Origin of the sequence: Flintibacter muris (genome assembly GCF_943192995.1) — a bacterium.
GTDB classification, from domain to species: domain Bacteria; phylum Bacillota; class Clostridia; order Oscillospirales; family Oscillospiraceae; genus Lawsonibacter; species Lawsonibacter muris.
The window spans coordinates 63,761-76,906 of the sequence record NZ_CALPCP010000011.1; the positions used below are offsets into that span (position 1 = coordinate 63,761).

16 protein-coding genes and 3 pseudogenes are annotated in these 13,146 nt (G+C 51.1%); 2 read left to right on the forward strand and 17 right to left on the reverse strand.

Annotated elements, in window-relative coordinates; all coding sequences use genetic code 11:
• Positions 1-132: 132 nt before the first annotated feature.
• The 17 genes and pseudogenes from NFS22_RS10820 to NFS22_RS10900 form a co-directional block, all read right to left on the reverse strand.
• Positions 133-519: pseudogene (locus NFS22_RS10820) on the reverse strand (recombinase zinc ribbon domain-containing protein); the annotation flags it as partial.
• Between the two features lie 8 nt (positions 520-527).
• Positions 528-1,175: an ABC-2 transporter permease gene (locus NFS22_RS10825; protein WP_004074187.1), complete on the reverse strand. Its 648-nt coding sequence runs from the start codon at positions 1,173-1,175 to the stop codon at positions 528-530.
• Positions 1,168-2,028, reverse strand: coding sequence for an ABC transporter ATP-binding protein (locus NFS22_RS10830; RefSeq protein ID WP_004074186.1), 861 nt, complete (start codon positions 2,026-2,028; stop codon positions 1,168-1,170). The genes NFS22_RS10825 and NFS22_RS10830 overlap by 8 nt, the downstream gene beginning before the upstream one ends.
• A complete protein-coding gene (locus tag NFS22_RS10835) occupies positions 2,021-2,404 on the reverse strand; it encodes a GntR family transcriptional regulator (protein WP_004074184.1) in 384 nt (127 codons plus the stop codon). The genes NFS22_RS10830 and NFS22_RS10835 overlap by 8 nt, the downstream gene beginning before the upstream one ends.
• 257 nt (positions 2,405-2,661) lie before the next feature.
• Positions 2,662-3,459 (reverse strand): ABC transporter permease, encoded by a 798-nt coding sequence (locus tag NFS22_RS10840; RefSeq protein ID WP_251317786.1) that lies wholly within the window; start codon positions 3,457-3,459, stop codon positions 2,662-2,664.
• A gap of 11 nt (positions 3,460-3,470) precedes the next feature.
• Complete coding sequence (locus NFS22_RS10845) at positions 3,471-3,800, reverse strand: hypothetical protein (protein WP_251317787.1); 330 nt, start codon at positions 3,798-3,800, stop codon at positions 3,471-3,473.
• Positions 3,801-4,277: 477 nt separating this feature from the next.
• A pseudogene (locus NFS22_RS10850) lies at positions 4,278-4,713 on the reverse strand (response regulator).
• Entirely contained in the window at positions 4,671-5,093 is a 423-nt protein-coding gene (locus tag NFS22_RS10855) for a hypothetical protein (RefSeq protein ID WP_251317788.1), read from the reverse strand. The pseudogene NFS22_RS10850 and the gene NFS22_RS10855 overlap by 43 nt, the downstream one beginning before the upstream one ends.
• Before the next feature lie 179 nt (positions 5,094-5,272).
• Positions 5,273-5,920 carry an ATP-binding cassette domain-containing protein gene (locus tag NFS22_RS10860; protein WP_016215691.1) on the reverse strand — a complete coding sequence of 216 codons (648 nt, stop codon included), beginning with the start codon at positions 5,918-5,920 and terminating at the stop codon, positions 5,273-5,275.
• A gap of 11 nt (positions 5,921-5,931) precedes the next feature.
• Positions 5,932-6,120: a hypothetical protein gene (locus tag NFS22_RS10865; RefSeq protein WP_016215690.1), complete on the reverse strand. Its 189-nt coding sequence runs from the start codon at positions 6,118-6,120 to the stop codon at positions 5,932-5,934.
• Positions 6,121-6,136: 16 nt separating this feature from the next.
• Positions 6,137-6,811 carry an ABC transporter permease gene (locus tag NFS22_RS10870; protein WP_251317820.1) on the reverse strand — a complete coding sequence of 225 codons (675 nt, stop codon included), beginning with the start codon at positions 6,809-6,811 and terminating at the stop codon, positions 6,137-6,139.
• 5 nt (positions 6,812-6,816) lie between these two features.
• A pseudogene (locus NFS22_RS10875) lies at positions 6,817-7,203 on the reverse strand (DUF7768 domain-containing protein); the annotation flags it as partial.
• A gap of 50 nt (positions 7,204-7,253) precedes the next feature.
• Positions 7,254-8,153, reverse strand: coding sequence for a DUF6017 domain-containing protein (locus tag NFS22_RS10880; protein ID WP_251317790.1), 900 nt, complete (start codon positions 8,151-8,153; stop codon positions 7,254-7,256).
• Positions 8,154-8,220: 67 nt separating this feature from the next.
• A complete protein-coding gene (locus NFS22_RS10885) occupies positions 8,221-8,406 on the reverse strand; it encodes a hypothetical protein (protein ID WP_016322379.1) in 186 nt (61 codons plus the stop codon).
• Positions 8,407-8,435: 29 nt separating this feature from the next.
• Positions 8,436-8,711, reverse strand: coding sequence for a DUF5720 family protein (locus tag NFS22_RS10890; RefSeq protein ID WP_004054662.1), 276 nt, complete (start codon positions 8,709-8,711; stop codon positions 8,436-8,438).
• Between the two features lie 11 nt (positions 8,712-8,722).
• Positions 8,723-9,652 carry a ParB/RepB/Spo0J family partition protein gene (locus tag NFS22_RS10895; protein WP_251317791.1) on the reverse strand — a complete coding sequence of 310 codons (930 nt, stop codon included), beginning with the start codon at positions 9,650-9,652 and terminating at the stop codon, positions 8,723-8,725.
• The gene (locus NFS22_RS10900) at positions 9,609-10,430 is read right to left on the reverse strand and encodes a ParA family protein (RefSeq protein ID WP_004081473.1); all 822 of its coding nucleotides are present in this window, start codon (positions 10,428-10,430) and stop codon (positions 9,609-9,611) included. The genes NFS22_RS10895 and NFS22_RS10900 overlap by 44 nt, the downstream gene beginning before the upstream one ends.
• Positions 10,431-10,651: 221 nt before the next feature.
• Between NFS22_RS10900 and NFS22_RS10905 the strand changes: the two genes are divergently transcribed.
• Both NFS22_RS10905 and NFS22_RS10910 read left to right on the forward strand, forming a co-directional pair.
• Complete coding sequence (locus tag NFS22_RS10905; RefSeq protein WP_251317792.1) at positions 10,652-11,851, forward strand: recombinase family protein; 1,200 nt, start codon at positions 10,652-10,654, stop codon at positions 11,849-11,851.
• A gap of 1 nt (position 11,852) precedes the next feature.
• Positions 11,853-13,127: a recombinase family protein gene (locus NFS22_RS10910; RefSeq protein ID WP_251317793.1), complete on the forward strand. Its 1,275-nt coding sequence runs from the start codon at positions 11,853-11,855 to the stop codon at positions 13,125-13,127.
• Positions 13,128-13,146: the final 19 nt, after the last annotated feature.

The following is a 13,146-nucleotide window of genomic DNA, read 5'->3' on the forward strand; positions in this document are numbered from 1 at the left end:
ATTCTTTTCTTATATCCCTCCTCTCCTTTTTCTTTTTCTTTCTAACTTTGCTATTTTTCTTCTTATCTCCTCTATTTCTTTAGCACTCTTTCTCTAATTTCTTCTAATTCCTTTTCTAGGCTCTGTTCACATATCCAGTACAGCGGCTTCATCGGCTGCAACCGCTTTGCCATGCGCCCGGATTTCACTCAGCACCAAGTTTTTCAAGCTGATCTCAAAAATCCGGTGCCAGGAGCAGATGCTGTGTCCGGTAGTGGCAAACCGGGAGCAAAAATAAGAAGTATAGTGCTTGACAGTTCCGTTTTTCCGGCGCTGTGTTTCGCGGGCGGCAACCAGAGGATGCCCGCAGTCCGCACAAACCAGCTTTCCGGTAAACAGAGATGCTTGGGGCGGCGTATTGTTAGCGGAAATCTGTTTCGCCGCCTGATTGATTTTCTGGACAGCCTCCCACAGCTCCGGCCCGATAATTGCCTCGTGCGCACCCTCATGGGAAATCCATTCCGATTCCGGTTTCCTTATTGCTCACCTCACATTTCTTTGTTTTCCATAATCCGAATGGAGAACCAGATCGACACAGCGTACATGACAACAACCAATACAAGCACAAGACCGATCAGCAGCACCGGGGAACTTACAACCGTAGTCACAATGGGATTGTCTGCGGGCATCTTGGGCAGGAAAAACAAGGTCGCCAAAAATCCAGCCACAGGAATATACATGAACACACGGCCTTTGATGGCTCCATATTTGTAATAGCCCGGAATTTGAAATACGGTATAAAGGGCAAACAGGAACAAACCGCCGATAGCCGCACTAATCATATCAAATGCTCCAACACTTTCACCCATTGCCCGCAGCACAATCGGCTGTGTGATAAGAGAAACCACCAGAGCCATCGCGCCCAGCGCAAGAACAAAGAGATACCTGCCTGTTACCATTTCGCTTTTCTTAATGGGCAAAATCCCATACAAACGCTCCATGCTGTTTTTTTCTGTTACCGAGAAGGTGTAGCCTGTGGTCATGGCGATAAAGCACATGGCAAAGGAAACGCCGGTCAGGATGGAACGGTTAATGGCCGCAAAAGCGATAGGAAGAAGCATGGTAAACCCGATCACCTTGATATAGGGCTTTACCAGCGAAAAGTCCAATTTTGTTGCTTTTAATGTATTACTCATAATCGTCACCTTTCTTGCTCGTGAATACAACGATTTCATCAATAGTCGCCGGTTCAATGCTCAAAGAGGAAAAAGCGCCCGTATCCTCGGTCTTGACCAGAGCCTCAAAGCCTGTGGGAAATGTACGGACACCGACCGCTTTTTCTCTCAGATCAGGAGTAAGCTCTTCTGTTCCTCCCTTGACAATGCGGAACATATCGACAAATTCATCCTTGCTGCCGCTGAAAAACAATTCTCCATAGCTGATATAAGTGATATAGTCAGCAGCGCGTTCCAGATCGCCGGTGATATGGGTAGAGAACAGTACACTGTGTTCTCCATCCTCAATATACTCCGAGAGAATTTGCAGCAGTTCATCTCTGGAAACCGGATCGAGGCCGCTGGTGGGTTCGTCCAGGATCAGCAGCTTTGCGTCGTAAGAGAACGCACAGGCCAGCATCAACTTCATCTGCATCCCCTTTGAGAGTTCTTTCACTTTCTTGGTGGGAGCGATGTGAAACTTCCGCAGCATCTCCGCAAACCGTTCCGACTTCCAGTTGGGATAGAAAACGGAGATAGATTTTTCTACCTGTGTTACCTGCCAATCATCGCTGAAATAGTTGGTATCAAATACAACACCAAGTTCCGATTTTGCTTTCTGCTCGTCAGCGATATTATCCAGCCCCATGATTTTGATTTCGCCGCCGTTGCGCTTGAGCATATTCAGAATGAGTTTGATGGTGGTTGTCTTGCCGGAGCCGTTTGGCCCGATCAGCCCCATAATATATCCTTTCGGCAAGGTGAAGCTGATATTGTGAAGCTGGAAACTGTCAAAGGATTTCGACAGGTTTTTCACCTCTAAATAGTTAGTCATCTTTATTCGCCTCCAATAAAATATCTAAAAGACGGTGCAGTTCTTCGTTTGGAAGATCTGCGATTCTTGCCGCCTTGATTGCATCGGTCAACCCATTTTCCACTTTACAAATAAGCTGCTCTCTCATCAGTTCAGAGCCACGGCCCATGACAAAGCAGCCGCGCCCCTGAACATTTTTGACGAATCCCTCTTGCTCTAATTCTGTGTAGGCCCGTGTAACCGTTAGAACGCTGATTTTCAAATCTTTTGCCAGCGTTCTGAGAGAAGGTAAGGCTTCGTCCTCTTTCAGTTCTCCAGATAGGATCGCCGCCTTGACCTGCTGCTTAATTTGCTCATAGATGGGTATGCCTGATACATTTGAAATAATTAGTTTCAATCCATCTCACCTTCTTGCTGTTTTAACTGTTATACTATTATACATAACACTATAACACAAAACAAATGAAAAGACAATACGATTCAAAAAAGTTTACAAATAGCAAAAACTGGTCGGCATCGGAATCTATGATTAAGATAGGTTTCATACGACAAATCCTCCCTTATACCGTAATCCTAAAGGGGAAATGTTGCAGAAATGTCCTGAAAACAAAAAAATTGGCCGGAACAGAAATTTTCTGTCCCGGCCAGCGGTTGTTATTCCACAAGCCGCATCTGCTCAATGAGAGAATTTTGCTCCTGCTTGCGGATGGTGCAGATGGAAAGTAGCAGTTCCAGCACCACCAGGACGCCGATATACAGCAGCATTGATCCAACGGGGAACTGATAAGGCATTACCTGTCCCATCATCGCTTCACCCATCCAGCGGCAAATCCCAATCGCCACGGGGGTTCCTGCCACCAGTGCGATCACGGCGCTGAACAGAACATAGAACATCCCTTCCGCTGTCAGCACCTGATAAAGCTGCCGTTTGGTCATGCCCACGGAGCGCATCATACAGAGTTCCCGGCGGCGGGAAAGTTGGTTCGAGAGGGTCATGTTGACCAGATTGACCACGCCAAAGAGGAAAATCATCCAGGATAACCCCTGAAGCCCGCCAAAAATCACAGCCTGCTGTAAGGTCAAAAAGTCCAGTTCCTCGGCATAGGTATAAAGCCCCATGCCGGAAGGCGCATTGGTAGCGACAGATTCCAATGCTGCTGTCACAGAATCCTCTTTGTTAGGGTCTGCGGAGATCACCCAGGTATAATCAAAGTTCTCCACGCTGGAAATCATTTCTCTGGCAAGCCCTTCTGTAATCATAACGGCGGCGGAGTCCAGGGCATAGGTTCCGTTGCTTGAGCCGGGCTTGCCATAGGTTCCTACCATTGTGACGGTCATGGTATCTTCTTCCGTTTCCAGCTCGATTTCTTCCCCTAATTGAATGAAGTTGTTGGAATCCGGATTATTGGCATAGGCGTCTGCTATGAGAATTTCCCGGTCGTTCTCCGGCATCCGCCCGGAAGTCAGGTGCTGAGCCGCCGGTACAGCAGTTCATCCTCCAGGGAGGACAGCCAGCCAAACCGCCGGGAATCCACATCGCCGGTGTCCCAGGTGCAGGACAGGGATTCAAATTTTCGGAACAGGCAGGACTGCTCGCTCTCGTCCTCACACTGTTCGCCGGGAAGGGCCTGTACGCGGTTTAGATAGGCCCGCTGGCTGCAAAACCAGGTCCAGTCATATTCCTTCATCGCCGCGATCTGCCTATCGTCCATACCGGCTGCACGGTATTCCTGTTCCAGCCGGGTCCATTCTGTATCAAACTTCCTTTTTTCGTATCCATAGTGAAATCCCATAGTTTTCCTCCATTTCGATTCAGGCGTGGTTGACGGGTGAATCGAATGGAGGCGGGGACCGGCAGCGGTACACATCGGGAGGTTTCCCTAAAAATCGACAATAAGAAACGCCAGTTTCTCGCAATGAGAAACTGGCGCAACAAAAAACACCATGATTATGCTGATTTATATGGATTGATAATACTGATAGATAACTATAATATCCCGGAGGAGGGCCTATGCTTTTTTTAATTGATATATCCCATAGCTATTACAAATGAATATTGCAGACATGGCGGTATCCTCCTATATACCGCCCCTGCTGATTGCTGAGGGTCATCGGGGGTCTGCTTTTAGGCAAAAAGAAACGGCGGCCTTGATTACTCAAAACCGCCGAAGAAATCAGCTGTGCAGGAAAGCGCACGAAATCCTCTGCCCGTCAGCGGTTTTTTTCTTTTCCCCGCTGTGGAGGCAGATGTTTGGATATGTAAGCTCGTTTCATTCCACAAAGAACAGAACCCGCCGAATCAGCTCCGGGATATTTACCGGGGAGGTGATATAGTCGTTCACGCCCTCATGCCGGTATTCATATTCCGTGGTAAGGTCGTTGTTCTCGGTAAGGATAAAGAACAGCAGAAACCGGACAGGGGGATTCTTCATTTGGAACATCCCCACCACAAAGGAATCTCCTTGTACGGCCCGTACCTCGTCCAGAAAATCCATGCCGGAACCGTCCGGTAGGTCGAGGTTACAGCAAATTACCAGCGGCATTTCCTCCTGAATGACAGTTCGTGCTTCCTGCAGAGTGGATGCCGTTTTAGCCGGGTAGCCTCGCCGTTGTAAATATTTTTGCAGACACCATATATAAGGTGTCGCTGTCGTCGGGAATTGTCAATATTCTTGCTTTGTAAAATCCTCTGGTAAAAAATCGCACTGTTCATCTGGTACTCCCAATGATTTTGCATATTGTATCATATCATCCCACCTTTGTTTATCTTTCGCATGAGAGGTATCAATACGTTTTTTATATACCGGAACAATCCCCTTGCAGGACATAACAAAAATCTTTTCTCTAAAAACTACAATTGCATTTTCTGATGTATGAAATGTAATGTACCATTCTTTCTTCAAAGCTGTACTCATGTTTTTTTGAAATGCTTTTACTTCATCTTCAATATCTTTTTCAGGTATTGAAATTGTATATATTTTGCATAGACCAAAAAAACGACTTTGACATTTGAGAACAGGAAATTTTTTTATCATCTTTTTGTCTTTCAAGCTCAAATTAATTACTTCTGCATGATAGCTTCTCATTTTTATGTTCCTCCCAACTCTATTTGTTGCTCTATACAGCTCCTGAATAAATTTGAATACTGTTTGCAACGGACACCCCCTTGTTGTTTGAGTATGTTGTTTGTTGGTACTTCAATGATACATCATTCAGCAGCGGGTGTCTTTATTTTGTGCAATATTTGGTATTTACTCATTTATAGTTATGAAGATTTCTCGCTTTGCTCTATCTGTAATTCACCCTTTTTCAGCCGGAACACCACATCCGCCTGTTTTGCCAGCTCACCTGAGTGGGTAACAACTATCACGCATTTCTTCATCTGATGGGCGCTTTCTTTCAAGATTTCCGTAATATCCCCAGCCGTATCCTCGTCCAGATTGCCGGTAGGCTCGTCCGCCAGAATCACCGGAGCTTCGCTTGCGAGCGCCCTTGCAATGGCTACCCGCTGCTGCTGGCCGCCGGAGAGTTTCAGCACGTTCCGTTTGGATTCCTCCCTCGTCAGCCCCAGCCGTTCCAGAAACGGGAGTGCCGGTTTCTTTGAAGTCAGCCGGACATTCTCCTGCGGGGTCATATAGTCAATCAGGTTGTAGCTCTGAAAGATAAAAGAAACATTCTTTTTCCGATGGCCTGCCAATCCGGCCTGTGCAATGTCTTTCCCTTCAAACAGGATATTCCCGCTTGTGGGGCTGTCCAGACCGCCCAGCAGGGATAGAAGGGTTGTCTTGCCGCACCCGGACGGGCCGAGAATGGCATACATTTTTCCCGCCTCCATCTGCGCATTGATCCCTCTCAGCACCTTCCTCTTTTTGTCATAAGAGTATGTTAGATTTTGCAGTTCCAAAATTCCCATAGAGGCACCTCCTATTCACCTTCGGGCACAAATTCATAGTCAAAATCATAGTCCTTTACTTTATCCGGCACCTCGTAATCTATGATGGGCGAGCCGGATTGCTCCTGCGTTTCGTCTGATTTATTCTCCTTGGGGGTACACCCTGTGAACAGCAATCCCACAAAAAGGAGGACAGAAAACATTTTCCATACTTTTTTCATATCGTTACCGCCTTTCTCAGCTCATTTTCGATAGAATTTCCCGCGGTTTCAGCCGCATGACGGAAATTGAGGATATTCCAGCGGATACCGTTACAATCCCGATCCCCAGCAGGAATAGGAGGCCCATTTCCTCAAGCTGTACACGAACCTGTAATTCCGGGGTTTCGATTTCCGGCTCACCGGTATCTGTTCCGGCCTCCCCACGGGTTCCGGCAGATAAGCCGTCTTCCTGCTGCGCCTCCGTTACCGCCTGCCCGGATTGCAATACGTTTCCCATCTGGCCCGCAATGGCGCTGGCGGAGAAATAAGAGAGGGAAAATGCTAATATCGCAATCAGCAAAACCTCGGCAATATACTGCCCTAAGATGGACAGCTTGCTGATCCCAACCGAGAGCAGGACGCCGGTTTCATGGATGCGGGTTCTGGCCCACATGGTTAGAATGAGCGAGAGGATGGCGATGCTTACAATCAGCGCGATCATCAAAATGGTGGATACCAGCTCCGATAACTGTTCCAAAGAGGACGCGGCGTTTTCATAGTCCTCGTTGTCAACCAGAAAAGAAAAGCCTTTCCAGTCCACGCCGCTGATTTCCTTTACTTTAGAAATGATTTCCTCCATGTTCTGCGGGTCGTTCACCGATACCGTCAGCTCGTTAAAGCCCTGTATTGCGGGGCCGTTTTCGTAAGCCACCAAAGTGGCAAGGTCGGTGATGATAAGGTTTTGTTGTAGCTTTTTCCATGCGGTTTTGGGTCCTCTACAATGGAATAGCCGTTCTCAACGCAGATAGTATCGTTGAGCCGCCGGACCGCGCGGGTACTGCCCCAAAAGTTTCGGAATTTCCGGTCACAGTTCAGATTGACCGCGTTCCAGATGATGTGGTTATGGAAATCTCTGGCGATGTCGATCCCGTCCTTGTGTTCCTGGGGGATTTCATCTTTCAAAAACAGCGGCAGGAACAAAACAGGGCAGACCGGGGAATATCCGGCGTCATACACCTGGCGGCAGTAGCTGGCGGCGTTTGCCGCATTTTCATGGGGGTTCTTGCTCCAGGGAGCGGTGATATACGCAAGCGGTCGTTTCATAACAGATTCCTTTCTCCCGGCAGTTCCGGGCAGACAAAAACGGCCAGCTTTCAGAAGCCGCCGTACATATCGTGGTTGACCTGTGAGGTGTAATGGTTGCTCATGGTGGTGGGCGCGTTGAACAGCACCGTCAAAAGGTACTGCTTCATGTTCCGTACCTCGGTGGTGTTCTTTTGCAGGCAGTCCATGACAAACTCGATGTGGGAGCTGTCCAGCTTCAGGAAGCGGGAACGCACCACCTCATGGGGGAAGTCCGCCCCGGCAATCCGGGTGGTCTTACGCTTCGCGCAGACGGTTTCCACCAGCAGCTCCACAATCTCGTCCAAGTCCTCCCGGTAGGTTCCAAACCGCTGTTTGAGGCAGTCATACTCGATATTCTCCAAAATCAGCTCCCGATAATTTTCCATCTCTGTCAGCGACATCGTTTCCCTTCGTTTCGGTTCCGGTGGCTTTGCCGCCATTCCCCGGAAGGGAAGGGAATCGGTAATTGATCCGTCAGTAATTGATTTTTGGGTATTTAATTTCTCTATATTTATTTGCGTTGGATTTTCCGTTGACGGTTTTCCCGTTGCCGGATTATCCGTTGTCGGAAAACCCGACAACGGTTTTTCCAACAACGGTTTTGGGGGCAACGGTTGGGCGGGCGGTTCCTCTGTTACCGGACGCTCATAAATCACATACTCGTTGGCGCTGAACTTGCCGCCCGCGTCGGTGGTCTGGCGGCGCTTGATGTACCCTGCCTTTTCCAGCTCATTGACTGCGGAGCGGATCGCGTCCTTGCTTTCCCGGTTGATAACAGCCAGGCCGGAAAGGGTGTAGTCCCAATCCTCCGGCAGCGAAAGCATCTGGGACAGCAGGCCCTTTGCTTTCAGGCTCAGGCTCTTGTCCCGCAGATGATAGTTGCTCATAACGGTGTATCCCTGTGTGCGTTCTACGCGAAAAACGGCCATTTTCTGCACTCCTTTCGTTTCCCAGGGCATGAAAAAAGCCACAATCCCGTAAAAAGAATTGCGGCGTTCATTTGCTGGCTGACTTCTGCCTGTACCGGTGAAAAAACGGCGGCATGGGCGGTTTGTCAAACAGGCTCTCTAACTGCGGAAACGTCAGGGTTTGAAAAATCCGGTCAATCTCAATGGTTTCCATGTTTCGCTGGGAGCGGCAGTCCTCCCGGATGGCTTCTCTGATTTCCTTAACGGTACACATATTCATTCCTTCCTCTCAATTTGTCGGGTTTACGGGTGGCGTTTCTTTTTGGGCTTGAAGTCCAGGATATGCCCCTCAATGACGCGGGCATACCGTTTGATTTTGATGTCCCGGCGTTTCTGGCTGGCGAGAACGGCCTGATAGCCGTCCTCGTCCAGAAACAGGCGCGTTTCATCGCCGGGTGCGCCGTAGGCGGTACGGGGCCGCAGGACGGAAAACTCCACCATCCAGCGGGTCTTATCCTGAAACCGTTCCACAGCCAGTATGTTGTGGCCCTTTAACTCCCTGGCAACGTGATCTCTCATAGGCGCTCCTTTCAGCGTTCCTGATCTCTCTGACGCTTTTTCTGCCACTGTTCCAGCAGTTTGATGATGGTTTCCTGCATCCGGGCAGGGGTGTAGCTTTTGGGAAAATACTTCCGCAGGGTGTCGGAGGTAAACGTCAGCTTGTCCAGATCGCTTTTCTTTTCCTCGCCCATAATCGCCCGCATTACATCTATGGACAGATGCCCCTCCTGACTGAATTTCTTGAGCCGCTGGGCTTGGGAAAGGGAGGGGGTGGCCTGTTCGCTGTCCATCGCGTCCAAAAGCTGTGTCTGTTCTTCTTTTTTGAGAAAGGACAGCTCATAGGCCGGGTTCAGGGCAATTTTCTTCTCGTCCACCATGTTCAGCAGTTCGGGGATTAACTCGGTCAGGCGGATGTAGCGTTGCACCTGCCTTTGACTTTCACCAGCTTGATTTGCGACAAGCTGAATAGAAGTGCTGGACTTCTCGCCAACTTGGCGAGAAGTTAAATCCGACCGTTCTCCTTGATGTTTGATGGCCTCCAATTTCATCTTGTAGGCAAAGGCCCTCTCGCTGGGGAGCAGGCTTTCCCGTTGTAAATTGCTGTCAACCATGATAATCGTGGCGGCGTCATCGTCCAAATCCCGGACAATGACCGGCATGGTTTCTTTCTCTGCCAGTTCACTGGCCCGATGCCGCCTGTGTCCGGCTACCAGCTCATAGCCGCCGCTGGGGTCAGGACGGGCGATAGCAGGAACAAGAACGCCGTACTGCCGGATGCTGTCCGCTGTTTCCATCATGGCATCATCATCTTTGACCTTGAAGGGGTGTCCCTTGAACGAGTGCAGCTCGCTTAAAGGAATTTCTACCACCTTTTCCCGCCCCGCGTCGGCGCGGCTTTCCTCGGTGGAAAACAGATCATCGACCGATGCCAGCTCTACTTTTTTCGCGCTGCTTTTCAAGTTTCAACACCTCCTTGGTCAGATTTGCGTAGCCTTCGGCTACTTTGCCGCCTGGGTCATGGGCGAAAATGCTCCTGCCCTCCGCGCTGGTTTCCTTTGCCCGGACAGAATGGGGAATCTCAGTGCCAAACACCTTGATTTTGCTGCCGTAAGTTTCCCGCAGCAGGGCGGCAATCTCTTTGGCAAAGTTGGTGCGGTTGTCCACCATCGTCAGCAGGATACCGTCTATTTGCAGTTTCGGGTTGATCTGCCGCTTGACTTTGGCTACCGTAGAGAGCAGCTGTTCCAGCCCTTTGGCGGGCAGATACTCCGCCTGGACGGGGATTATGATCCGGTTGGCGGCGGCCAGCGCGTTGACGGTGAGCATACCCAGGGAGGGCTGGCAGTCTATGAGGATATGGGAATACTGCCCCTTTACACTGTCCAGATATTGCCGCAGAATCGTTTCCCGGCTCATAGCGTTTACCAGCGACACCTCCATGCCGGACAGCTGAATATCCGCCGGCATCAGGTCCACACCCTCCGGGTGGCGCAGAATCCCCTCGCCGGGGCGGACCGGCTGATCGGTCAGGATACGGCCCATCGCGTCAGAGAGGGTAAAGGGCAGCTTATCCGGCTGGGGATTGCCCAGGCTGATGGTCAGGCTCCCTTGCGGGTCCCCGTCAATGAGAAGCACTTTCTTTCCGGCCTGCGCCAGCCCAATCCCTAAGTTGGCACAGGTTGTGGTCTTGCCCACACCTCCCTTTTGGTTGGCGATGGCGATGATTTGCGTGTTCAAGATAATCACCTCGTTTCTTGGTATGAAAAAAGGGAGAATGTGACCGGAATCAACATTCTCCCTTAGAAACGATATGTGATTGTGCAATAATCTGTCTTTTGTGAGGTTAGCTTTTGAGAGCCATCTCGCCGCAAACCCGCATGAATACTGGATTTTTGCCTGTTTGCTTTCCCTTTCCCCAATAACCTGTGTTCAACGAGGCATATTGCCGGGATACCTCGGTGAAAACACGGAGCCAGCTTGAAATCAAACGCCAGCGCGGAGATTTCATCGGCTCTTTTGCTGTTTTTGGCTACCGGAAGGACCCGGAGAACCGCCACCGCCTGCTGGTAGATGAATACGCCGCCGGTGTGGTACGGGATATGTTCAAGTGGAAGCTGGAAGGAATCAGCGCGGGCGATATTGCCGACCGCCTTACAGCGGCGGGCATCCCCACGCCTATGGACTACAAGCGGTCCCAGGGGATGCGCTACTCTACGTCCTTCCGGCTGAAAGAGGAATCCGTGTGGGATGCCGGGATGGTGCTGCGGATTCTGAAAAATCCGGTCTACATCGGCGTGTTGGAGCAGGGGCGCGTGACCACCCCCAGCTATCGGGTGAAGCGGCTGGTGGTGAAGCCCCGCGAAGAATGGGCGGTGGTGGAGAACTGCCATGAGCCGGTCATTGACCGCTATGACTTTGAAAGCGTTCAGAAGGTGCTTGCCCTGGATACGCGCACCAGCGTCAGCGGCAAGGCGGTGGAGCTGTTCTCCGGCATGGTCTACTGCGGCGAGTGCGGCGGGGCCATGATACGAAAAACCGTCCCCACCGCCAAGAAGAAGTATGTGTACTATGTGTGCGCCGCGCACAAGAACGAAAAGCGCTGCTTCTCCCACTCCATGCGGGTGGAAACGCTGGATGAGATCGTGCTGGACGCATTGAGAAGATACATCCAGGATGTGATCAACCTCTCTGACCTGCTGGAACTGACCGACACGGCCCAGCTTCAGCAAGCGGGTATGCGAAAGCTGCAAGGCCGTTTGGAGAAGAAACGGGAAGAAATCGACCGCAATCAGGCCCTTTTGCGCTCCCTTTATGAAAGCCTCGCTGACGGCGTGATCGACCGGGACGAATACCAGGATTTGAAAAAGACCTACTCCCGCCGCCGTGCCGAGGCGGAGGAACAGGCCGAGGCCATCCAAGAGGAAATGAGCCGGGAAATGGGCAATTTTTCGGAGGGCCGGGGCTGGATGGAGCAGTTCCGCAAGCACCAGAACATTGACGCTCTGGACCGTACCATCATTGTATCGCTGATTGAGCGTATCCTGATTTTCCGTGACCGCCGTGTGGAGATCGTCTACCGCTGGCACGATGAATTTCACTGGCAGATGGATTTGCTGCGGCAGGCCCAGGGAACCCTTCCCGGAAGGGAGGCGGTCTGAAATGGCGCGGACGAAACGCAAGGTCAATCCCGTCCTGCCGGTAGCTGTCCAAGCGGAACAGCCCCGCCGGATTTATCAGGTGGGCGGCTATGCCCGCTTGTCGGTAGAGGACAGCGGAAAGCCCGGAGCGGACACGATCAGCACACAGCGGGAATTGATTCAAAGCTACATTGACGGCCAGCCGGATATGCGGCTCTATGACCTTTACTGCGACAACGGACGGACGGGAACGAACTTTGACCGCCCGGAGTTTGAACGGATGATGGAGGATGTTCGCTCTGGCAAGGTAGACTGCATTGTGGTGAAGGATTTATCCCGGTTTGGCCGCAACTACCGGGAAACCGGCAACTATCTGGAACGGATTTTCCCGCTCTTGGACGTGCGGTTTATCGCCGTCAACGACAATTTTGACACGCTGACCGCCGAGCGGACCCAGGACGGCTACATAGTGCCGCTGAAAAACATCATGAACGCCGTTTACAGCAAGGACATATCCAGGAAGATTCTTCCGGCCATTTCGACCAAGCAACAGAAAGGAGAGTTCATCGGTTCATGGGCGGCATACGGCTACCAGAAGTGTGCCGGTAATGCCCACCGGATTGAGCCGGACCCGGAGACTGCGCCGGTGGTGCGTGAGATATTCTCCCTGCGTCTGACGGGGATGAGCTATCAGCGGATTGCCCGGACCTTGAATGAGCAGGAAGTCCCTTCCCCCGGACGGTATCTCTGCTTGAAGGGGGCGGCAAAGTGCGAATCCTATGCCAATTCCCGGTGGACCATAGCCTCCGTAAAAAAAGTCCTGACCGCCGAGGTCTACTTGGGTCACATGGTCCAGGGACGCAAGCGGTCCGGCTTCTCCGAGGGGAAAAAGCCCTACTATGTGCCGGAATCCGAGTGGGTGATCGTCCGCGACACCCATGAGCCGCTGGTGGATGAAGAAACCTTCCGTGCGGTTCAGAAAATGGCCGTAGAGGCCAGCAGCGCCTATAAGGAGCGGCTTGGATGTCATGACGCCTTGGGGACGATCCCCAATATCCTGCGGGGCCTGATCTTCTGTGCTGACTATGGCCGTCCATTGGTGCGCTACAAATGCCTATACTTGTTATATCCCCGTTCCCGCCGCTGGGTGTATTCGTGTCCCCTGTGTCACCGCCACCACCACAGGCCACCAACGAGAGGGCCAGAGCCGCTGCAAGTGCGAGTACTAAAAGTTTTTTCATTCTTGTTTCCTCCTACTTTATTTTGCACGAATAATAACCGATATTGGTTATTCTGATTATACATCATTTTCCTTT

Coding starts and splice junctions, on each gene's coding strand:
- NFS22_RS10825 (WP_004074187.1), bottom strand. CDS start 1,175: ATGAGTAATACATTAAAAGCAACAAAATTGGACTTTTCGCTGGTAAAG.
- NFS22_RS10830 (WP_004074186.1), bottom strand. CDS start 2,028: ATGACTAACTATTTAGAGGTGAAAAACCTGTCGAAATCCTTTGACAGT.
- NFS22_RS10845 (WP_251317787.1), bottom strand. CDS start 3,800: ATGGGATTTCACTATGGATACGAAAAAAGGAAGTTTGATACAGAATGG.
- NFS22_RS10855 (WP_251317788.1), bottom strand. CDS start 5,093: ATGAGAAGCTATCATGCAGAAGTAATTAATTTGAGCTTGAAAGACAAA.
- NFS22_RS10880 (WP_251317790.1), bottom strand. CDS start 8,153: ATGGCCGTTTTTCGCGTAGAACGCACACAGGGATACACCGTTATGAGC.
- NFS22_RS10860 (WP_016215691.1), bottom strand. CDS start 5,920: ATGGGAATTTTGGAACTGCAAAATCTAACATACTCTTATGACAAAAAG.
- NFS22_RS10890 (WP_004054662.1), bottom strand. CDS start 8,711: ATGAGAGATCACGTTGCCAGGGAGTTAAAGGGCCACAACATACTGGCT.
- NFS22_RS10840 (WP_251317786.1), bottom strand. CDS start 3,459: ATGCCGGAGAACGACCGGGAAATTCTCATAGCAGACGCCTATGCCAAT.
- NFS22_RS10885 (WP_016322379.1), bottom strand. CDS start 8,406: ATGTGTACCGTTAAGGAAATCAGAGAAGCCATCCGGGAGGACTGCCGC.
- NFS22_RS10865 (WP_016215690.1), bottom strand. CDS start 6,120: ATGAAAAAAGTATGGAAAATGTTTTCTGTCCTCCTTTTTGTGGGATTG.
- NFS22_RS10910 (WP_251317793.1), top strand. CDS start 11,853: ATGGCGCGGACGAAACGCAAGGTCAATCCCGTCCTGCCGGTAGCTGTC.